Source organism: Streptomyces sp. NBC_01471 (assembly GCF_041438865.1).
GTDB lineage: Bacteria > Actinomycetota > Actinomycetes > Streptomycetales > Streptomycetaceae > Streptomyces.
The window spans coordinates 3,113,595-3,131,655 of the sequence record NZ_CP109450.1 but is presented as its reverse complement, the minus strand read 5'-3'; the positions used below and the strand labels follow the sequence as shown (position 1 = coordinate 3,131,655).

Annotated in this window: 19 protein-coding genes; 8 read left to right on the top strand and 11 right to left on the bottom strand. The window is 70.2% G+C overall.

What is annotated here, in order from left to right:
- The first annotated feature begins 83 nt into the window (after positions 1 to 83).
- Both OG285_RS13570 and OG285_RS13565 read left to right on the top strand, forming a co-directional pair.
- Positions 84 to 1,367, top strand: a complete 1,284-nt coding sequence (locus tag OG285_RS13570) for a geranylgeranyl reductase family protein (RefSeq protein ID WP_356829005.1) — start codon at positions 84 to 86, stop codon at positions 1,365 to 1,367.
- A gap of 219 nt (positions 1,368 to 1,586) precedes the next feature.
- On the top strand, positions 1,587 to 3,092 hold the full coding sequence (locus OG285_RS13565; protein WP_371791068.1) for a SulP family inorganic anion transporter: 1,506 nt from the start codon (positions 1,587 to 1,589) through the stop codon (positions 3,090 to 3,092).
- A gap of 99 nt (positions 3,093 to 3,191) precedes the next feature.
- Here OG285_RS13565 and OG285_RS13560 read toward each other — a convergent pair whose 3' ends face one another.
- Together OG285_RS13560 and OG285_RS13555 are read right to left on the bottom strand one after the other, a co-directional pair.
- On the bottom strand, positions 3,192 to 4,190 hold the full coding sequence (locus OG285_RS13560; protein WP_371791067.1) for a carbohydrate-binding protein: 999 nt from the start codon (positions 4,188 to 4,190) through the stop codon (positions 3,192 to 3,194).
- A 140-nt stretch (positions 4,191 to 4,330) separates the two neighbouring features.
- On the bottom strand, positions 4,331 to 5,575 hold the full coding sequence (locus OG285_RS13555) for an MFS transporter (RefSeq protein ID WP_371791066.1): 1,245 nt from the start codon (positions 5,573 to 5,575) through the stop codon (positions 4,331 to 4,333).
- A 257-nt stretch (positions 5,576 to 5,832) separates the two neighbouring features.
- Between OG285_RS13555 and OG285_RS13550 the strand changes: the two genes are divergently transcribed.
- Entirely contained in the window at positions 5,833 to 6,762 is a 930-nt protein-coding gene (locus OG285_RS13550) for a LysR family transcriptional regulator (RefSeq protein ID WP_371791065.1), read from the top strand.
- A 25-nt stretch (positions 6,763 to 6,787) separates the two neighbouring features.
- On the opposite strand, the gene OG285_RS13545 is transcribed toward OG285_RS13550, so the two are convergent.
- Positions 6,788 to 7,507: a DUF4232 domain-containing protein gene (locus OG285_RS13545; protein WP_371791064.1), complete on the bottom strand. Its 720-nt coding sequence runs from the start codon at positions 7,505 to 7,507 to the stop codon at positions 6,788 to 6,790.
- 454 nt (positions 7,508 to 7,961) lie between these two features.
- Here OG285_RS13545 and OG285_RS13540 point away from each other — a divergent pair, with 454 nt between their 5' ends.
- Together OG285_RS13540 and OG285_RS13535 are read left to right on the top strand one after the other, a co-directional pair.
- Entirely contained in the window at positions 7,962 to 9,128 is a 1,167-nt protein-coding gene (locus tag OG285_RS13540) for a Cmx/CmrA family chloramphenicol efflux MFS transporter (RefSeq protein WP_371791063.1), read from the top strand.
- 231 nt (positions 9,129 to 9,359) lie between these two features.
- A complete protein-coding gene (locus tag OG285_RS13535) occupies positions 9,360 to 9,596 on the top strand; it encodes a hypothetical protein (RefSeq protein ID WP_356828991.1) in 237 nt (78 codons plus the stop codon).
- A gap of 89 nt (positions 9,597 to 9,685) precedes the next feature.
- Here OG285_RS13535 and OG285_RS13530 read toward each other — a convergent pair whose 3' ends face one another.
- The 5 genes from OG285_RS13530 to OG285_RS13510 form a co-directional block, all read right to left on the bottom strand.
- Positions 9,686 to 10,522, bottom strand: coding sequence for an SDR family NAD(P)-dependent oxidoreductase (locus OG285_RS13530; protein WP_371791062.1), 837 nt, complete (start codon positions 10,520 to 10,522; stop codon positions 9,686 to 9,688).
- Positions 10,519 to 11,040, bottom strand: a complete 522-nt coding sequence (locus OG285_RS13525) for a nuclear transport factor 2 family protein (protein WP_371791061.1) — start codon at positions 11,038 to 11,040, stop codon at positions 10,519 to 10,521. Before OG285_RS13525 ends, OG285_RS13530 begins: the two co-directional genes overlap by 4 nt.
- A 142-nt stretch (positions 11,041 to 11,182) precedes the next feature.
- A complete protein-coding gene (locus tag OG285_RS13520) occupies positions 11,183 to 11,563 on the bottom strand; it encodes a hypothetical protein (protein ID WP_356828985.1) in 381 nt (126 codons plus the stop codon).
- Positions 11,564 to 11,811: 248 nt separating this feature from the next.
- Positions 11,812 to 12,009 (bottom strand): DUF397 domain-containing protein, encoded by a 198-nt coding sequence (locus OG285_RS13515; protein ID WP_356828983.1) that lies wholly within the window; start codon positions 12,007 to 12,009, stop codon positions 11,812 to 11,814.
- An 11-nt stretch (positions 12,010 to 12,020) separates the two neighbouring features.
- Complete coding sequence (locus tag OG285_RS13510) at positions 12,021 to 12,929, bottom strand: helix-turn-helix transcriptional regulator (protein ID WP_356828982.1); 909 nt, start codon at positions 12,927 to 12,929, stop codon at positions 12,021 to 12,023.
- A gap of 201 nt (positions 12,930 to 13,130) precedes the next feature.
- Between OG285_RS13510 and OG285_RS13505 the strand changes: the two genes are divergently transcribed.
- Positions 13,131 to 13,577 (top strand): ATP-binding protein, encoded by a 447-nt coding sequence (locus tag OG285_RS13505; RefSeq protein ID WP_371791060.1) that lies wholly within the window; start codon positions 13,131 to 13,133, stop codon positions 13,575 to 13,577.
- A gap of 70 nt (positions 13,578 to 13,647) precedes the next feature.
- Here OG285_RS13505 and OG285_RS13500 read toward each other — a convergent pair whose 3' ends face one another.
- A complete protein-coding gene (locus OG285_RS13500) occupies positions 13,648 to 14,220 on the bottom strand; it encodes a helix-turn-helix domain-containing protein (protein ID WP_356828978.1) in 573 nt (190 codons plus the stop codon).
- Between the two features lie 83 nt (positions 14,221 to 14,303).
- Here OG285_RS13500 and OG285_RS13495 point away from each other — a divergent pair, with 83 nt between their 5' ends.
- Complete coding sequence (locus OG285_RS13495; protein WP_371791059.1) at positions 14,304 to 15,254, top strand: NADP-dependent oxidoreductase; 951 nt, start codon at positions 14,304 to 14,306, stop codon at positions 15,252 to 15,254.
- A gap of 126 nt (positions 15,255 to 15,380) precedes the next feature.
- Here OG285_RS13495 and OG285_RS13490 read toward each other — a convergent pair whose 3' ends face one another.
- Complete coding sequence (locus OG285_RS13490; protein ID WP_371791058.1) at positions 15,381 to 15,578, bottom strand: hypothetical protein; 198 nt, start codon at positions 15,576 to 15,578, stop codon at positions 15,381 to 15,383.
- The gene (locus OG285_RS13485; protein ID WP_371791057.1) at positions 15,575 to 16,192 is read right to left on the bottom strand and encodes a TetR/AcrR family transcriptional regulator C-terminal domain-containing protein; all 618 of its coding nucleotides are present in this window, start codon (positions 16,190 to 16,192) and stop codon (positions 15,575 to 15,577) included. Before OG285_RS13485 ends, OG285_RS13490 begins: the two co-directional genes overlap by 4 nt.
- A 63-nt stretch (positions 16,193 to 16,255) precedes the next feature.
- Here OG285_RS13485 and OG285_RS13480 point away from each other — a divergent pair, with 63 nt between their 5' ends.
- Positions 16,256 to 17,722 (top strand): FAD-dependent monooxygenase, encoded by a 1,467-nt coding sequence (locus OG285_RS13480; protein ID WP_371791056.1) that lies wholly within the window; start codon positions 16,256 to 16,258, stop codon positions 17,720 to 17,722.
- Positions 17,723 to 18,061: the final 339 nt, after the last annotated feature.

Here is an 18,061-nt window from a genome sequence, read left to right as displayed (position 1 = left end):
GCTGATCGATCAGGAGGTCCCCATAGACTGCACCTGTCCAGTGCCCCGTGGCACACGAAATCGAGTCTTCCGGAGTTCCCGCCGTGACCGAGCCCCTCTCCGAGCACAGCGCAGATGTGATCGTCGTCGGGGCAGGCCCTGCCGGCTCCACGACCGCGTACTACCTGGCCAAGGCCGGACTCGACGTCCTGCTCCTGGAGAAGACCGCGTTCCCGCGCGAGAAGGTCTGCGGCGACGGCCTGACCCCGCGTGCCACCAAGCAGCTGGTCTCCATGGGCATCGACATCTCCGAGGAAGCGGGCTGGCTGCGGAACAAGGGCCTGCGCATCATCGGCGGCGGCGTACGGCTCCAGCTGGACTGGCCGGATCTCGCCTCGTACCCGGACTACGGCCTGGTCCGCAAGCGGGACGACTTCGACGAGCAACTGGCCCGCCAGGCGCAGAAGGCGGGCGCCCGGCTGCACGAGCGCTGCAACGTCGGCGCCCCGATCACCGACCCGCGCACCGGCCGGATCACCGGCGTCAACGCGAAGATGGGCGAGGAGAAGACCCCGGTCACCTTCCACGCCCCGCTGGTGGTCGCCGCAGACGGCAACTCCACCCGCCTCTCCATCGGCATGGGCCTGCACCGCCGCGAGGACCGGCCGATGGGGATCGCGGTCCGTACGTACTTCACCTCGCCGCGGCACGACGACGACTACCTGGAGTCCTGGCTGGAGCTGTGGGACCGGCGCGGCCCCCAGGACCGGCTGCTCCCCGGGTACGGCTGGATCTTCGGCATGGGCGACGGCACCTCCAACGTCGGCCTGGGCATCCTCGACTCCTCGGCGGCGTTCAAGGAGCTGGACTGGCGCGAGGTGCTGAAGGCGTGGTGCGCGTCGATGCCGGAGGACTGGGGTTACGTCCCCGACAACATGACGATGCCGATCCGCGGCGCCGCCCTGCCGATGGCCTTCAACCGCCAGCCGCACTACACCAAGGGCCTGCTGCTCGTGGGTGACGCGGGCGGCATGGTCAACCCGTTCAACGGCGAGGGCATCGCGTACGCCATGGAGTCCGGCCAGATCGCGGCCGACGTGATCGTCCAGGCGACGGCGCGGGCGACCCCGGCGCAGCGCGAGATGGCGCTGCACAACTACCCGAAGATCCTCAAGGACACCTACGGCGGCTACTACACGCTGGGCCGCGCGTTCGTGAAGCTGATCGGCAATCCGAAGGTGATGAAGCTCGCGGCCCAGCGCGGCCTGACCCACCCGGTGCTGATGAAGTTCACCCTCAAGATGCTGGCGAACCTGACCGACCCGACCGGCGGGGACGCGATGGACCGGATCATCAACGGGCTGACGAAGGTGGCACCCAGCTCCTGACGGGCGCGGGCGCCCGCCCGCTGCCGTGGCGGGGGCCGACGGCGCCCCCGCCGAACCCGCGAGCAGGAGGGACGGCGCATGCGGCCGCCCCGGGCGGCGAGGGTGCACGCCCCGGACGGCGCGTGCGGCCGCCATCCGTGCCCGGCCACCCCGGTCCTGCGCATCCTGCCCGCGCGGTCCCTGACCGGCCGCGCCCGAGCACGACAAGGTCACCTGGTCTTGCAGACATCCCCCTCGTCCCTGCCCGCACGTCTGCGCCGCCTGCCCCGGCCCCCCTGGCTGTCGTCCCCGAAGGTCTTCCGGGTCGAGGTCCTGGCCGGTCTCGTCGTGGGCCTGGCGCTGATCCCCGAAGCGATCTCCTTCTCCGTCATCGCGGGCGTCGACCCGAAGGTCGGACTGTTCGCCGCGTGCACGATGGCGATGGTCATCGCGTTCGTCGGCGGCCGCCCGGCGATGATCTCCGCCTCCACCGGCGCCGTCGCTCTGGTCGTGGCGCCAGTCGTCCGCCAGCACGGTCTGGGACATCTGATCGCGACCGTGATCCTTGCCGGGGTCTTCCAGGTCGTCCTGGGCTCCCTCGGGGTGGCCAGGCTGATGCGGTTCGTGCCGCGCCCGGTGATGGTCGGCTTCGTCAACGCACTGGGCATCCTGCTGTTCACCGCCCAGATACCCAACCTCCACGACGTCCCCTGGCAGGTCTATCCCCTGGTCGCCGCCGGTCTGGCGATGATGGTGTTCTTCCCCCGTCTGACCAGGGCCGTGCCCGCGCCGCTGGTCTCGATCGTGATCCTCACCGCGGTCACGCTGGCAGCCGGCATCGCGGTTCCCACGGTCGGGGACAAGGGGAAGCTCCCCTCGTCGCTGCCGGTGCCGGGGCTGCCGGACGTGCCGTTCAGCGTCCACACCCTGACCGTCATCGCCCCCTATGCGCTGGCGATGGCTCTGGTCGGCCTCATGGAGTCGTTGATGACCGCCAAGCTCGTCGACGACATCACGGACACCCACTCCAACAAGACCCGCGAATCGATCGGCCAGGGCATCGCCAACATCGTCACCGGTCTCTTCGGCGGTATGGGCGGCTGCGCGATGATCGGCCAGACCATGATCAACGTCAAGAACGGTGCCCGCACCCGCCTTTCCACGTTCCTGGCCGGGTTCTTCCTGCTGATCCTGTGCATCGTCCTCGGCCCGGTGGTCTCCGACATCCCCATGGCCGCCCTGGTCGCGGTGATGGTGCTGGTCTCGGTCGGCACCTTCGACTGGCATTCGGTCAAGCCCGCCACGTTGAAGCGGATGCCGGTCGGTGAGACCGCGGTGATGGTCATCACCGTCACGGTCGTGGTCGCCACGGGCAACCTGTCCATCGGTGTCGTCGTCGGCACCCTCACCGCCATGGTGATCTTCGCCCGCCGGGTCGCGCACCTGACGAACGTCACCGCCGTCACCGATCCCGACGGCGACAGCGTCGTCTATGCCGTCACCGGCGAGCTGTTCTTCGCATCCTGCAACGAGCTGGTCTCCCGGTTCGACTACGCGGGCGACCCCGGCAAGGTCGTGATCGACCTGACCGGCGCCCACGTCTGGGACGCCTCCTCCGTCGCGGCGCTGGACGCGATCACCACCAGATACGCCGGACGCGGCAAGACCGTGGAGATCATCGGCCTCAACGAGGACAGCGCCAGGATGCACGGCAGCCTCAGCGGCGAACTCACCGGCAGCAACTGACCTCCGGGCCTTGGCGGTGGCCGGCCGCGCGGAGAGCGTACGGCCGCCCCGGTCACCCTGCGCAGGGGCGGCCGGGGCGGCTTGCGGGTGGCGGTCCCGTCAGCCCACGGCCTTCCAGTGGTCGTACGCGCTGACCATCTGGTAGGTGCGGTCGGGGCAGTAGAAGGAGCCCGCGGGCGAGTCGTAGGTGGTGTCGGAGTTGTCCGCCGAAGCGCGCGTCCAACTGCCGTTGATCCGGACCGTTATGTTGCTGGACTCGAAGGTCTGGCCCGCCATGTCGACGCAGGCGTCGGACCGGCCCGAGGTGCCGACCTGGGAGTACAGCTCGTTGATGTCCCAGCCCGTGTTGCGGCCCGACTGGTTCTGGCCCGACTGGGTGAAGAGGGTGTCCCAGGAACCGGTCCGGTAGTTGTAGAGCCCCGCGGTCCAGGAGTTGGTGGCTGCGTCGGTCTTGACGACCCGGCCGGTGTACGCGCTGGAGCCGCCGTCCGTGTAGGTGCTCAGGAAGGCGCTGTCGATGGGCACCGACGCCTCGAAGGCGACGCTGTTGCACCAGTCCCAGGCGGAGACCGAGCGGCCGGACAGCGTGTAGACGGTGACCAGCTCGATGCACGAGCCGCCCGCCGGGTACATCGTGGGGGTGTAGATCGTCGTGGAGCCGTCCTGGACGGTCAGCTGTGCGGACACCGACTGGGTGGCGCAGGAGCCGTCGCTGCCGTCGATCGCCTTGAAGGACGTGCCCTGGGCCGGGTGGATGTCCGTCAGCAGCCCGCGGTCGGGGGCGCCGTCCCGCAGCGGCCCCTTGTCGGCTATCCCGGAGGTGTCGGCCGCCCCGGAGCCGGTGTAGCCGCGGGCCGCACGGTGGGGCTCGGTCAGGCCGGAGAGTTCATGGTGCACCTGGTCGCGGGAGAGCGCCCCGCGGACCGTACGGCCGGAGTCGGCAGCGGCGGACGTGCAGACACCGGCGGCCTGTTGCCGTGCGGCGACGACGTGGCCGTGGACGGGTGCCGCGGTGGCGGTGGCGCTGCCGAGACCGCAGGCCAGGATCAGAACAGTGGCGGCGCCGAGTGCGGCGGCCGTGGATTTCATACGTCTCACGGGTGCGTTCCTCTCAGGGTGGGGGACCGAGGAGTACGCAGAAACCATGCTCATGACAGATCATGGAGTCAATCAAAACGAAAATCTTTGTTCAGCTCTTATCCAATTCACGTCATCACGCAGCGCTCCGGGCCGGTGCCTCAGGCCGCGCTCCGGGCCGGTTCCGGTTCAGGCCGTGACGCACGGTCGCTGCGGGGCAGCAGGAGCGGAGTCGCCAGAAGCAGCAGACCGGCGATCCCGATCGCTGTGCGGGGACCGGTGGCCGCGGCCAGCAGGCCCCACAGAGCTGTCATGAGTGCGATGGAGGCCTTGCTGGTGACCGACCACGCGGAGAGCGTACGGGCCACCCGGTCCGGCGCGGTGTGGGTGAGCCGGCAGGTGGCGAGCACCGGGTTGTACACGCCCGAGCAGGTGATCAGCCCCAGCTCGACTGCCATCACGAGCACCAGCCCGGCAACGCCGGGCCCGACGAAGGCGAGCCCGATCGACCAGCACGCCCGCAGCGTCCCGGCGGCGATCAGGACCTTGTGCTGCCCGAACCGCGTGACGAGCCGGCGGGCCAGCCGTGACCCGATCAGACCGCCGATGCAGGGCACCGCGAAGACGATGCAGTACTGCCAGGGGGCGAACCCGAGGTGGCCGAGCATGAGCACGGCCAGCAGCGGCGAGGCCGCCATGATCAGGCCGTTGTTCAGGATCGAGTTGAAGAACAGCGGGCGCAGCGTCGGGTGGTTGAGGATGTACCGCCACCCGTCGAGCAGGTCACCGGCGCGCAGCCGTGGTCCGGCGGTTCGCTCCGGGCGCGGTTCCTCGCCGCCGATCGCGCGGATCCCCGCGGCGGAGAGCAGATAGCTGACCGCGTTGGCGAGCACGGTCAGCACCGGGCCGAACATCCCGATCGCGGCCCCGCCGATCGGCGGTCCGAGCATGGTGGCGGTCCAGGTCGTCGACTCGAAGCGGCCGTTCGCGACGAGCAGGTCCTCCTGCCGTACGAGCGCCTTCATGCAGGCCCCGCTCGCCGCCGTGAAGGCGATGTCGGCCGCGCCGACGACGACCGACACGACCAGCAGCTGGGCGAAGCTGAGCAGGCCGAACGCGTAGGCGGCCGGGATGGTCATCAGCGCGGCGAACCGGATCAGGTCCATCGCGACCATCACCGGCCGCTTGCGGCGGAACTCCACCCAGGGCCCGAGCGGCACCGCCACCGCCGCACCGACCGCCAGCCCGGCGGCGGCCAGCAGGGACACCTCGGTCGTCCCGGCGTGCAGGGCGAGGATCGCGATCAGGGAGAACGAGTCGAACGCGAGCCACGTACCGAACGCGCTGGTCGCGTAGGCCGCCCACAGCCACCCGAACTGCCGCCCCAGCGACCGTCTGGACACCATGCTCAGCGCACCTCCCGCTCTCCTCGTCCGCCCGCCGGAACAGGCTGACGTCGACCCCCGAGATCAAAGCGAGCAGCACACCTCCGGGTCAAACAACCGACCCGGCCGTAGCCACAACGGCACGTTGTGTGCCTGGTCGGAGCGGCCCCGCAGGCACGGGGGCCTGATCCGGACGGCAGGCCCTGGAATGGCAGGCTCTGGAATGGCGGGCTCTGGAATGGCGGGCTCTGGATCGGCAGGCTCTAGAGTCGGGCGGCGTGGATCTCGATGCCGTACGTACCTTCGTCGCCGTGGTGGACACGGGCCAGTTCCAGCAGGCCGCCGCGGCCCTGTCGGTCACCCAGCAGGCCGTCTCCCGGCGCGTTGCCACGCTGGAGAAGGACCTCGGAGTGCGGCTTTTCACCCGCACGGCGCGCGGAGCCCGGCTCACCGTCGACGGGCAGGCGTTCCTGCCCCACGCCCGCGATCTTCTCCAGGCCGAGGAGCGGGCAGCCGCCTCCGTGCGGCCCGGCCGGCGCGCGCTGCGCGTCGATGTGGTCGGCCGGCGGTTCGGTCCTGCCGGTCTGCTGCGTGACTTCCATCGCACGCACCCCGGGACCGAACTCGACATCGTCACCCACTACGACGCGGACTCCGCCATCGCGGCCGTGCGGTCCGGCACGATCGACGCGACGATCCGTGCTCTCACCCTGCCCGTGCGGCAGCTTCCCGCCGGGATCGATGCGGTCAGGGTCCTCGACGAGCCCGTCCAGCTCCTGATCGGCCCGGCCCACGAGTTCGCCGGGGCCGATACGGCCGTCCCTGCCCAGCTCGCCGGGCGCCGGATCTGGATGCCCGACATGGCCCCCGGGACCGAATGGGCCGTGTACTACAGCGACCTCGCCGCCGCGTTCGGCTTCACCATCGACTCCGCCGGTCCCAGCTTCGGCACCGAACCGCTCCTGGACGCGATGGCCGAATCCCCGACCCTGACGACCTTCATCGGCGAGCGGACCCAGTTCGTCTGGCCCGCCGACCGGGGGCTGCGGCGCGTCGCCCTGCACGACCCGACACCGGTGTACCCGCACTCCCTGATCTGGCGCAGTGACAACCCGCACCCCACGCTCGCGGCGTTCCGCGCCTACCTCGCCCCCGGTCGGGTCGCCCCGACCGGTAGCGGGGTCTGGGTGCCGGACTGGGCGAGGTGACCGGACCACCGGGCCGGCGCCGGGCTCACTTGCCGGAGCCGGTGTGGTAGCCGACCGGGTCGACGTAGACGTCGGGGGCGTGGCCGCCGCTGGGGGCGGCGATGGTGATGGCCAGCTTGTTGAGGTTCACGATCTCCGAGATCTTCTCGTTGGGCGGGGTGACGGCGAGCCGCGTGTAGGTCTTGCCGGAGCCGCTGGTGTCCGGGATGTAGTGGAGCAGGAAGCGGGTCTCCTCGCCGTGCGCGATGGTGACGGTGGAGCCGGAGGTGTCGGTGCGGGCGGCGTCGGGCCCGGTGTCGCCGAGGCCGTCGGGGCCGATGAGCTGGACGCCGGGGAAGCCGTGCATGGTGCACGAGCTGGGCCCGGTGTTCTTCATGTTGATGACCATCTCGTTCTGGGCCCCGGTGGAGGAGGCGCTGAGGTCGAGGTGGTCCGCGTTGCACGTGGCGCCCGACGTCGCGGACTGGGTCTTGGTGGTGAGCTTTCCGCCGGTGCTGGATCCGGTGCTGGATCCGGTGCTGGATCCGGTGCTGGACCCGGTGCTGGACCCGGTGCTGGATCCGGACGAGGCGGACGAGGAGGAGTCCGAGGCCGAGCCCTTGTCGCCGGTGGAGCTGCTCGCGACGGTGGACTTGCTGTTGTTGGCGGCGGAGGCACTCGATCCGTCGCTGCTGCCGCACGCGGTCAGCGAGACGCCGGCAGCGGCGACGATCAGGGCGAGGGCGGAGATCTTCTTGACGCGCATCGTTACTCCAGGGAAGCGGTGTGGTCTCTTTCGCTCGCTCCGGCTGAGCGAGCGTTGGTTGTTCTGTTGGATTACCGCGGCCGGGTGAGTTGTTCTGGCCGGAGCTCCATCAAGACGCCCCTGTGACATGCGAGTCGACGGGCCGTTACGGGAAGGCGGAGAAAGCGGGACAGTTCGGGAGCTGATCCCCGCTGCGGCGCCGGTTGTCGTCACGCGAGTCAGCACATATCCACTCGCACCGCGATCACCCGGCCGGATACCGTCGCTTCCATGTCCTGCCCCGAGTCCGACAGACCGAGGCCACCGGTGTTCCGCCGGTGGCCGGGCTCCTGCTGACCGAGGCCGCTCGACCCGCAGGGTCACGGGCATCTCTTCGCACGGCTCCGTCGCCGCCGTATCCCCGTACACGGTCTGTCTGTCCACGACGGTTTTCGTACCAAGGGGTCTGTCTCCCGTGCCATTCGCTGTCTACGTCCTCGGGCTCGCGGTCTTCGCCCAGGGCACATCGGAGTTCATGCTGTCCGGGCTCATCTCGGGCATCGCCACCGACCTGAACGTCTCCCTGGCCGCAGCAGGTCTGCTGACCTCGGCCTTCGCCGTCGGGATGGTGATCGGCGCGCCCCTCATGGCGCTCGCCAGCCGCACCTGGCCCCGGCGCCGTGCGCTGCTGCTGTTCCTCTCGGTGTTCATCGCCGTGCATGTCCTCGGGGCGCTGACCCCGGGTTACGGAGTGCTCCTGGCGACCCGTTTCGCCGGGGCCGTCGCCAACGCGGGCTTCTGGGCCGTGGCCTTGACGACCGCCGTCTCCCTGGTGCCCGCGCAGTTGAAGGCGCGGGCCACGGCCGTCGTGGTCGGCGGGGTCACCGTGGCCTGTGTGGTCGGGGTGCCCGCCGGGGCGGTGCTGGGGGAGCGGTGGGGGTGGCGGTCGGCGTTCTGGGCGGTCGCCCTCGTCTCCGTACCGGCAGTCCTGGCCGTCGTCCGGAGCATCCCGGGCGGCCGGCCCGACGCCGAATCCGCCCCCGTCCCCGTCCGCACCGAACTCCGGGTCCTGACCCGTCCCCGCATCCGGCGCACGCTGCTCACGATGGCCCTGGTCCAGGGGGCGACCTTCTGCACGTTCTCCTATCTGGAACCGCTCCTCACGAAGGAGAGCGGTCTGCCCGCCGGATGGGTACCGGTCGCCCTCGCCCTCTTCGGCGTGGGCTCGTTCCTGGGCGTCACCGTCGCGGGCCGGTTCGCGGACCTCCGCCCCACAGCCCTCATCGCGGCAGGCATGACCGCCCTCGCGCTGGGCTGGAGCGCCCTGGCCCTGACGGCGGGCAGTGCGCCGGTGGCCCTCGCACTGATCCTGGCCCAGGGGGCGTTCGCCTTCGGCACCGGTACGGCGCTGATCGCCCGCGTCCTCGGCCAGGCCCCCGAAGCCCCGACGCTCGCGGGCGCCTTCTGCACGACCGCCTTCAACCTGGGCGCCACGCTGGGCCCTTGGGCGGGCGGCCTGGCCCTGGACGCCGGATTCGGCTACCGGGCGCCGGTCTGGGCGAGCGGTGCGCTGATGGGGTGCGCGCTGATCACGGCCGGGGCGCGGCGGGTACGGGTGCGGGTCAGGAAGTCCATGTATTAACCACTGACAATTTCTGACTTTTCGCCCTGAAGCCGTGAAGGACTGCCAAGTCCTGTTTCGCAGGCGTCTGCCTGTTCTCCCATGTCAGGGGCTTGTAACAAGGGTCCTGAGGGCTTTGGGGCGCGCGGTGTCTGTGTGTTGGACTGGCGAAGGCCCGAGGGTTCATCGGGCGCACAGTGACCTGACGTGGTTGGCCGGGCTCGGTCCGGCCCGTTAAACGAGGAGAGATGTATGAAGTCGTGGCGTAAGCGAATGACCTACGGTGCCGCTGTCGCTGCCGCTCTGGTCGCGATTCCGCTGGCGGCCGGGTCCGCCTCGGCCGCGAGCTGGCACGCCATCGCCGGTGGTCCCGAGATGTACCCCAACATGGCCGCGTGCCAGGCGGACATCCCCAGGGCGAAGAAGCAGTACCAGGACGCCACCTGCGTCGATGCCAAGGGGGGCATCTCCCTCTGGGTGCTGTACTGACGGTGTAGCCGCCCGATGGGCGCGCACGGCCCCGCCGCCGTTCGTGAGCGTGCGGGGCCGACCCGGTACGGGAGGCGGCCCGGCGGCCGTCAGTACAGCGGGCCACCGCCGAAAGCCGCGCGGTGTGAGGCCGCGCGTCGGCCGTCGGGTTCGGTCACCCCGTACTCCTCTGCGAGTTCGGCAACGACATACGTGTGGCCGCTGCGCTCCGGCAACCTGCTGTCGTCCGCGAGGCGGGCGATGACCGAGCCGACCAGCTCGGGTGACTCGGCGTCCGCCAACCGGAACCCGGCCACCTCCTTCACGCCTGCCTCGACCAGCCCGTCCGTACGCACCAGGCCGGGCCAGAGGGAGAGCGCCGCCACCCCCGCCGCGCGCAGCTCGTGCGCCATGTCGGCGGCCATCTTGTCCAGGCCTGCCTTGGAGATGCCGTAGGGCACCGAGTGCAGCGGGGCGCGGGCGCCGAACGAGGAGATGTTGACGATCAGACCGCTGCCGCGGGCCACCATGTGACGGGCCGCGTACACCGAGGCGACATAGTGGGCGCGCAGCCCGATGCCGACCAGTGGTTCCCAGTCGGAGACGGGCCGGTTCCAGAACGGCTCGTCGAATCCGGCCATGCCGTCGGGTGCCGCCCACACGTTGTTGACCAGCAGGTCCAGTTGGCCTCGCGCGGCCGTGATCCGCGCGATCAGGGCCTCGACCTGTGCGTCGTCGCGGTGGTCGCAGCGCAGGCCGACGCCCTCGCCGCCGGCCTCAGCCACCCGGCGGACGGTCTCCGCCTGCGGGCTGCCCGGGCCCGGCTCGCCCCGGCCGGTGACGTAGACGGTCCAGCCCCGCGCGCCGAGCGCGGTGGCGATGCCCCGGCCGACGCCCTTGCCGGTGCCGGTGACCAGCGCGACGCGCGCCGCGGTCCCCCCGGTCACCGAAGCCCTCCCTCATCCACGGCGTACCCCTGGGGCAGCGGGCGGGTCAGTGACCACAGGGTGCGGAAGTGGTGCTTCGCCAGGCGCCATGCACCGTTTTCGACGACGTACCGGTCGTCGTACTCGCCGCACATCACCCGCTCGGTCTCCTCGGCGAGGTTGATCTGCCGGAAGCGCAACGTCCAGCGGCCGCCGGCCTCGGTGGGTGAGTGGAAGGTGATCTGCGGGTGCAGGGCGTGGTGCATGTCCAGGACGATGTGGCCGCCCTCGCCGCCGCGGGCCGCCGCGATCCGGCTGAAGAGGGCGACGAGGTCGTCGACGGTGGCGAAGGCGCCCAGTTCCCCGTAGTCGATGTCGGCGCCTTCACTGATGAAACAGGCGCGGAACTCCTCGGGGTCCTTGTGGTCGCAAGCATGCAGATAGCGGTACTTCAGCTCCTCGATCTCCTGCCGCGCCTCCAACCGGGCAACACGCTCGGCAAGGCTCGGGCTCGGCGGGGCGGCGGACGGTGACGGCATGGCCGGCTCCTCTCGGCGTACGGACGGGCTGGCCGAGACGGTAGGCGGCGGGTACGGGTGGAGGCCACGGCGGTTTCCCTGTCAGCGGGAGAAACGGATACCGGGGGCGGGCGGGCGCCCGTCTTTCGTCGGGTGTGAGGGCTCATCGCAGTGCCGGGGCGAGCGACAGGTAGTGCAAGGGGCGCACGGTCCACTCCAGATGGCGCCCTCTGCGGAGCAGCAGTACGAAACCGCAGGGCTCGCCGCGATGCAGTGCGGCGAGCGCGGGCAGCCAGCCACCGTGTTCGGACCAGCGCAGGGCGCGGGCCGTCTCGCGCGGTGGCAGCCCGAGGACGTGGCTGGCCCGCAGCTGCGCACGGATCGCGCGGACGGCCTCGCGCGGGGTGGGGACGATCCGCAGGTCGACGGGCTCGGGCCGGAACCCGTTCGCGGGCCCGTACCGCAGCACCTCCAACCGGAAGCCCTGCTCGACGCGGGCCTCGATGGGGGTGGATGTGGCGGGAGCGGTGTGGGGTGTACGCATGGCCGACCGTCCGATCGCAGCGTCGGGAGAGTACGGACTTCTGCCTCAACTTGGCTGTGGGCAGGAGGAGTTACGTGTCCCAGGGCGCGGCTCGGTTACTGCTGCGGCCCTGATGGCGACGTACGGTGACGGTAGCGTTACGAGGAAGGGCTGCGCAAGTATGCTCCGGAGCATTCATGCCTCCGGGTATGCGTGAAGGCCCCCGCCCGCAGGGGCAGAGGGCCTTCACGGCGGATTAGCCGGGACGACTACCGGGCGAAGTGGTCGAACTCGCCCGCCTTGACACCCTGAATGAACGCCGCGAACTTCTCCCGGCTGGTGGCGGTGACCGCGCTCGGGTCGTCGCTCTCGCGCATCAGGATCTCGCCGGCGTGCTCCGCGATCTCGACACACTGTTCCTGGCCGTTGGAGAAGGATGACTTCTGCCACTCAATTGCTTTGTCCATGCCGCCGATTCTCACATGTCCCGTGCGAGGTGGTGGATGAAGCTGCGCGACTCTGCGGGCTCCAGTGAGGCCTGCTTTGCGACGTCGAGTTGCAGGCGGTATCTGTGCACATCCGCTGTGGCGTCCAAATAGAGCCCGCGGATCGGGGTATCGATGTGGACGGTGTCCAGTTGCGGTACCGCCCCGCCTGCGTACAGCACTGTCTGGGTGATGTCGATGAATCGGTCGATGGCGAACGGGATCACCTGAACGGTCACGTTGGGCCGGTCTGTCGCCTCCACCAGGTGTTGCAGTTGTTCGCGGGCGACCTTGCGCCCGCCAACGCGCATGCGCAGAGCGGCTTCGTGTACGACGACTTCGAATTCGGGAGGCTGTTCCCTGTCGAGTACCGACTGCCTGCGCATCCGGTGTTCCAGCCTGGCCTCCACTTCGTCCTCCGGCAGCTTGGGGAGAACCGCGTCGAACAGCGCCTGGGCGTAACCCTGCGTCTGGAGCAATCCGGGCAGTGTCACCGACTGGAGGCAGTGCATGTAACGGGAGTGGTGCTCCATCTCGGCCATGTTCAGGAACCCGGGCGCGAGCACACCCCGGTACTCGTCCCACCAGAACTGACCCCGGTGCTCCCGCGAGATGGCGCACAGGGCCTCGATGAGTGCCTCGTCGTCACAGGCGTAGAAGCTGGCCAGACGGCGGATGCGTTCCTCGCCGATGCCGGTACGTCCGGCTTCTATGTGACTGATCTTGGCCTGGTCGGTCGAGATGAGCCCGGCGGCTTCCCGTGCGGTCTTGCCCGCGAGTTCACGCAGCTTCCGCAGTTCACCGCCCAGGCGCGCCTGGCGCCCGGTCGGATTGTCCCTTGGCGGCATGTCACCTTCCCCTTTTTGCGCCCAGTTTGGCGTGCTGCGGCGCAACTGGTCCACTCGGTCGTGTGAACCCTAGCGACAAGCTTGCTCCGGAGCTTCTTTGCCCCCTACTGTCCTCGCCATACGGCGCTCTCTGCTGACTGTCCGAAGTGCAGCTACTCACAGGCCACTTGATGGCGGACTGGGCGGCCGATGCCACGGGCCCGGACGGTGATGCGCGCTGCGGCCGAGACCGGATCACGTAAGGGAGACCACGAGATGACCCCGGCAACCGCCCGTCCAGTACCCCGCCCGCCCCTTCCCCAGCGCGGCGCCCGCTACCGGCTGGTCGCGCCCAACAGCCCTACCGCCCCCGGGATCGTGCGCGACTTCCTCGGCACGCTGCTGCGGGCCACCGGTCACCCCGGTTTCGTGGAGGACGGGCGCCTCTGTGTGAGCGAGGTCGTCACCAACGCGCACTGCCACACCCGCTCGCCGCTCGTCCGGGTGGATGTCACGGTCAACCCGAAGCGGGTGACGGTGTATGTGACGGACGACGAACCCGTATCGCTGCCCTGGCGCGGGCATACGGAACCCACTCCGTGCGACGAACACGGTCGCGGTCTCGTCCTCGTGGAGGCCCTCGCGGCCCGCTGGGGAACCAGGGCCGGCGGGGAGCCCGTGCCGCGGTCCAAGACCGTCTGGTTCACGCTCGAAACGGCCTAGTACTCCAGCCTGACGTCGTGATCTTGTTGCGGACCCGGCTGGGGACGCGTATGGCATGTTTGCGGCCGACTCAGCGGATCGTTGGAGCTGATGGCGCAACCACTTCGCACAGCTCGGCGGCGGCCTGAGCCATGAGCTGAGCGAGGGTGGTGTCCGGCTCGGCCAGCCAGCGGGGCATGGCGCGCCGGTGGATCGCCAGTACCACGTCGATGATGAAGCGTGCTTTTCCGGGCTCGACGCCGCGGCGCTCGAGCGCCGGTGCCAGAGCGTCGGCGATGGCGGCGAGCTTGATCAGGTCGCGCTCGGCCAGTGCCGGGTTGGCGGCGATCACTCTTCCCCGGCGCAGCAGGAACTCGCGTGGGCGGAAGATCTCCTCGGCGGTTCCCAGCGCGGCCAGCAGCGCCTCGATCGGCGTGAGGCCCGGGTCGGCTGCCTCGGCCTGGGCGACGAGGTGGGCCTCGAGTTCGTTGCCGGCGAAGAGGACTTCCCGCTTGTCGGGGAAGTAGCGATAGAAGGAGCGCTCCTTCAGCCCGGCGGCGCCTGCGATCTGCGCGACCGAGGTGCGCTCGAACCCCTGCGTCTCGAACAGCTCGAGCGCCGCGCGTTCGAGCCGGCCCTGTGCATCGGATTCCCATCGCGGCATACCCACCAGCGTACGACAACAGGAGCTGTTATCGGCTGGTACGGTCAATGACAACAGATGCTGTCATCAGTCAGGAGATCGTCATGAAGGCTCTGCAATTCGACCAGTTCGGTTCCCCGGACGTGATCGTGCTCCGCGACGTCCCACAGCCGGAGCCGGGACCCGGCCAGATCCGCATCGCTGTGCGGGCGTGCGGCCTGACGCCGGCCGACTGGCACGTCGTCGACGGTCTCCTCGCCGACCATCTGCCGCCGCTGCCGCGCGGGCTCGGCCTTGAGGTCGCGGGCACCGTCGACGCGCTCGGCGAAGGCGTCACCGGCGTCCAGATCGGCGACCGGGTGTTCGGCCCTGCCGCCTTCGACGGCCCGACGGCCGGCGCCGCCGAGTACGCGCTGATGCCGGACTGGGCACGCATTCCCGAGGGCGTGACCGCCGAGCAGGCCGCCGCGCTGCCGATGGCGGCCGAGACGGCGTGGCGCGCGCTCGACGACCTCGGCGTTCAGCCGGGCGAGCTGCTGCTCGTCCACGGCGCAGGCACCACCGTGGGTGAGGCGGCGGTGCGCTTCGCACTGCACCGGGGTATCCGGGTGATCGCCACAGCCGGGCCGACTCGGGCCGCCGCCCTGGAAGAGATCGGCGCCCAGGTGACCGCCTACGGCGAGGGCATGACCGAACGCGTCAGCGCACTGACCCCAAGCCCCGTGGACCGCGCCCTGGACGCCACGCCGACCGGGGGCCGGATCGACCGCGCCGGCCGGCCCAGTCCGGCCGGCGGCTCGCTACCGACCTTGATCGAGCTGACCGGGGATCCCGACCGCGTCCTCACCGTCTCGGACTTCGCCGCCGCAGCCGAACTGGGCGTCCGGATCACTACCGAGATCCGCTACGACCAGATCAATGAGTTCGCCAGGCTCGCCGGCGAAGGCATCCTGGTCGTACCAGTCGCCCGCACCTACACCCTCGACCAGATCCAGGAAGCGGCCAAGCTCAGCCAATCCCGCCGCCCCGGCGGCAAGCTCATGCTCGTCCTGTGATCACCCTGCTGGCGTGGTCAGGCGAAAGGAGTCCACACACCCCGATGGTCACGCGGTGACCGCACCCGCTCCCGGCCAGGGTCTCTACGAGATCGCGAAGTCACACTGAAGTGGTGGGAGTTGGCGTCAAAGCGTCACGCCCGACATCAGCGGCGAGGCGAGGGTGACGACTGCCTGGCTGGACGCGCCGGTTTTGTCGTAGCGGGTCGCGATGCCGCGCCATTGTTTCAAGGGGGTGAAGGGGACGAACTCCTGCTCGGCGTCGGGCAGTTCCTGGTGACGTATCAGTGGAGAGCCCGGCCGCTGGGGCGCCGTTCCGATCACACCCCCAGGATGCGGGAGAGTCCGTAGTCGAAGCGCTCGTCGAAGGAGGTGTCCTCGAAGTACGCGGCGGCCCGGGACAGTGAGGGGTATTCGCCGGTGTCCAGCCGTCGTGCGAACGCCGGACCCATCGCGTCAGGAAGCGCCTGTTCCTCCTGGGCCAGCCCCAGGGCGAAGTAGACAAGGCTCCAGCCGGTCCAGACCGCCTCGCGTTCCGCCAGCCCGCCGCTCAGGAGTGCCTCGGTCATCAGGTCGGCGAAGCGGAGTGTGGCGGGTTCGGCGGCGTATGTACCGGCCACGATCCTGGCCCCGTCCCGGTGGGCCAGCAGGGCGCGGCGGTAGCGGTGGAGCAGTTCGCGGACCCGGGGTTCCCAGGGCTCGGGCAGTCCGTCCACCGGCGCCCCGGCCACGATCGCGTCCGCCATCAACTCCGACAGCCGCGCCTTGGTCTTCGCATGCCAGAGCACGGTGTTCATCCGGACGCCGAGCCGGTCCGCGATGCCACGGATCGAGAGCCCGTCCGCGCCTTTCTCCTCCAGCAGTTCCAGGGCCGTTCGCACCACCGTTCCGGGGTCGAGCCGGGTCCGGGTGAGATCCTCCGCTTGCTTCTTGGTCACCGACCTAGTCTACTGGGCGCATCCCGTCTTGGTCACTGACCAAGGCACTCTTGAGGAGCTGCCATGGAGCACGAGCACGTAGTCATCGCAGGAGGCGGTCCCACCGGGCTGTGGCTGGCCGCCGAACTGCGGCTGGGCGGGACACCCGTCACCGTCCTGGAAACTCGCCGCGAGCGGGATCCCCACTCCAAGGCCCTCACCATCCATCCGCGCACACTGGAGGCCCTGGCCACCCGGGGCGTGCTGGAGCCCTTTCTCACGGAGGGACGGCGCATCCCCAGCGGCCACTTCGGCGGGCTCGACGACCGGATGGACTTCGGGGTCCTCGACACCCCCTACCCCTTCACACTCGCCCTGCCGCAGGCCCGCACCGAGGAGCTGCTGGAAGAGCACGCGATTGCGGCCGGAGCCAGAATCCGGCGCGGGCACCACGTGACCGGACTCACCCAGGACGAAGACGGGGTGAGCGTCGGGGCAACCGGCCCCGACGGCCCGTACGCACTGCGCGCCGGCTACATCGTCGGCTGCGACGGCACCCGAAGCACCGTGCGCGAGGCGGCGGGCATCGGCTTCCCCGGCAACGACGCCACCACCTGGGGCTTCCTGGGCGACGTCGTCCTGGACAACCCGCCGCAGGGAGGGGTGTCCGCCGTGTCAGGCCCGACCGGCGGCGTCATGATCGTCCCGATGCCGGGCGGAATCCACCGGATCGTCGGCGGTGATCCGGACAGTACCGGTACCGGCTACCCCGGCGAACTCACACTCGACGGGCTGCGCGCCAAGGTGACCCGGATCGCCGGCACCGACTTCGGCATGCGTGACCCGAGCTGGCTCTCCCGGTTCGGCAACGCCGCCCGCCAGGCCGCCGAGTACCGCAGGGGCCGCGTCCTCCTCGCGGGCGACGCGGCGCACATGCACTACCCGGCCGGAGGCGTGGGCCTCAACGTCGGCATCCAGGACGCCACGAACCTCGGCTGGAAACTGGCCGCCACAGTGGCAGGCACCGCCCCCGCCGGACTTCTGGACAGCTACCACGCCGAACGCCACCCGGTCGGCGCCGACCTACTGCTCAGCACCCGCGCCCAGACGGCACTGATGAACGCCTACTCGGCGGAGGGCCAGGACCTGCGCGCACTTCTGAGCCAACTCATCGCCACCGTGCCGGAGTTCTCCCGAAGCCTGGCCGAACGACTCTCCGCACTGGCCGTCACCTACCCGGGCCCCGCAGACCACCACCCCCTGACCGGTCACCGCGCACCCAATCTCGAACTCTCCAACAGCACGGACCTCTTCACACTGCTCAGGACCGGCCGCCACGTCCTGCTGCACTTCACCGGCACCCCGGCACCGCCCTCCACCGCCCACGTCATCACGCACACAGCACACCGGCCCGACCCACGGCCTGCCTGGTCCACCGTGCGTGCCGCGCTCATCCGCCCGGACGGCCATGTCGCCTGGGCGAGCGAACAGCCCGACGCCGAAGTTCTGCGGGCCGAGGCGCACGCGGCGGTATCCGCGACTCACCGCTGACCAGGACGCCGTCGATGCACGCCGCGCTCGCGCAGCAGTCGTACCCCATCCGGCGAGGTGGAGGGGGCAGGGCGCCACCCTCACTCCGACCGTCCGGCTGGGCGTGGTGACCACCGCCCTCGCCTACTGGTCGTTCACCACCGGCCTCACCCCGGTGCGCGCGACCACGGCCGGAACCCTCAGCCTCGCCGAACCCCCGGCCGCCGTGCTGATCGGCGTACTCCTGCGCTCCGCCCGGACGCCGCGGTTCTCCCCGCGACAGCCGCAGCACGTCCGCCGGACCCCTCGTACCCCTCGCTCCCTTGTTACCAAGTGCGGACAGGATCCGGTGAACAACCC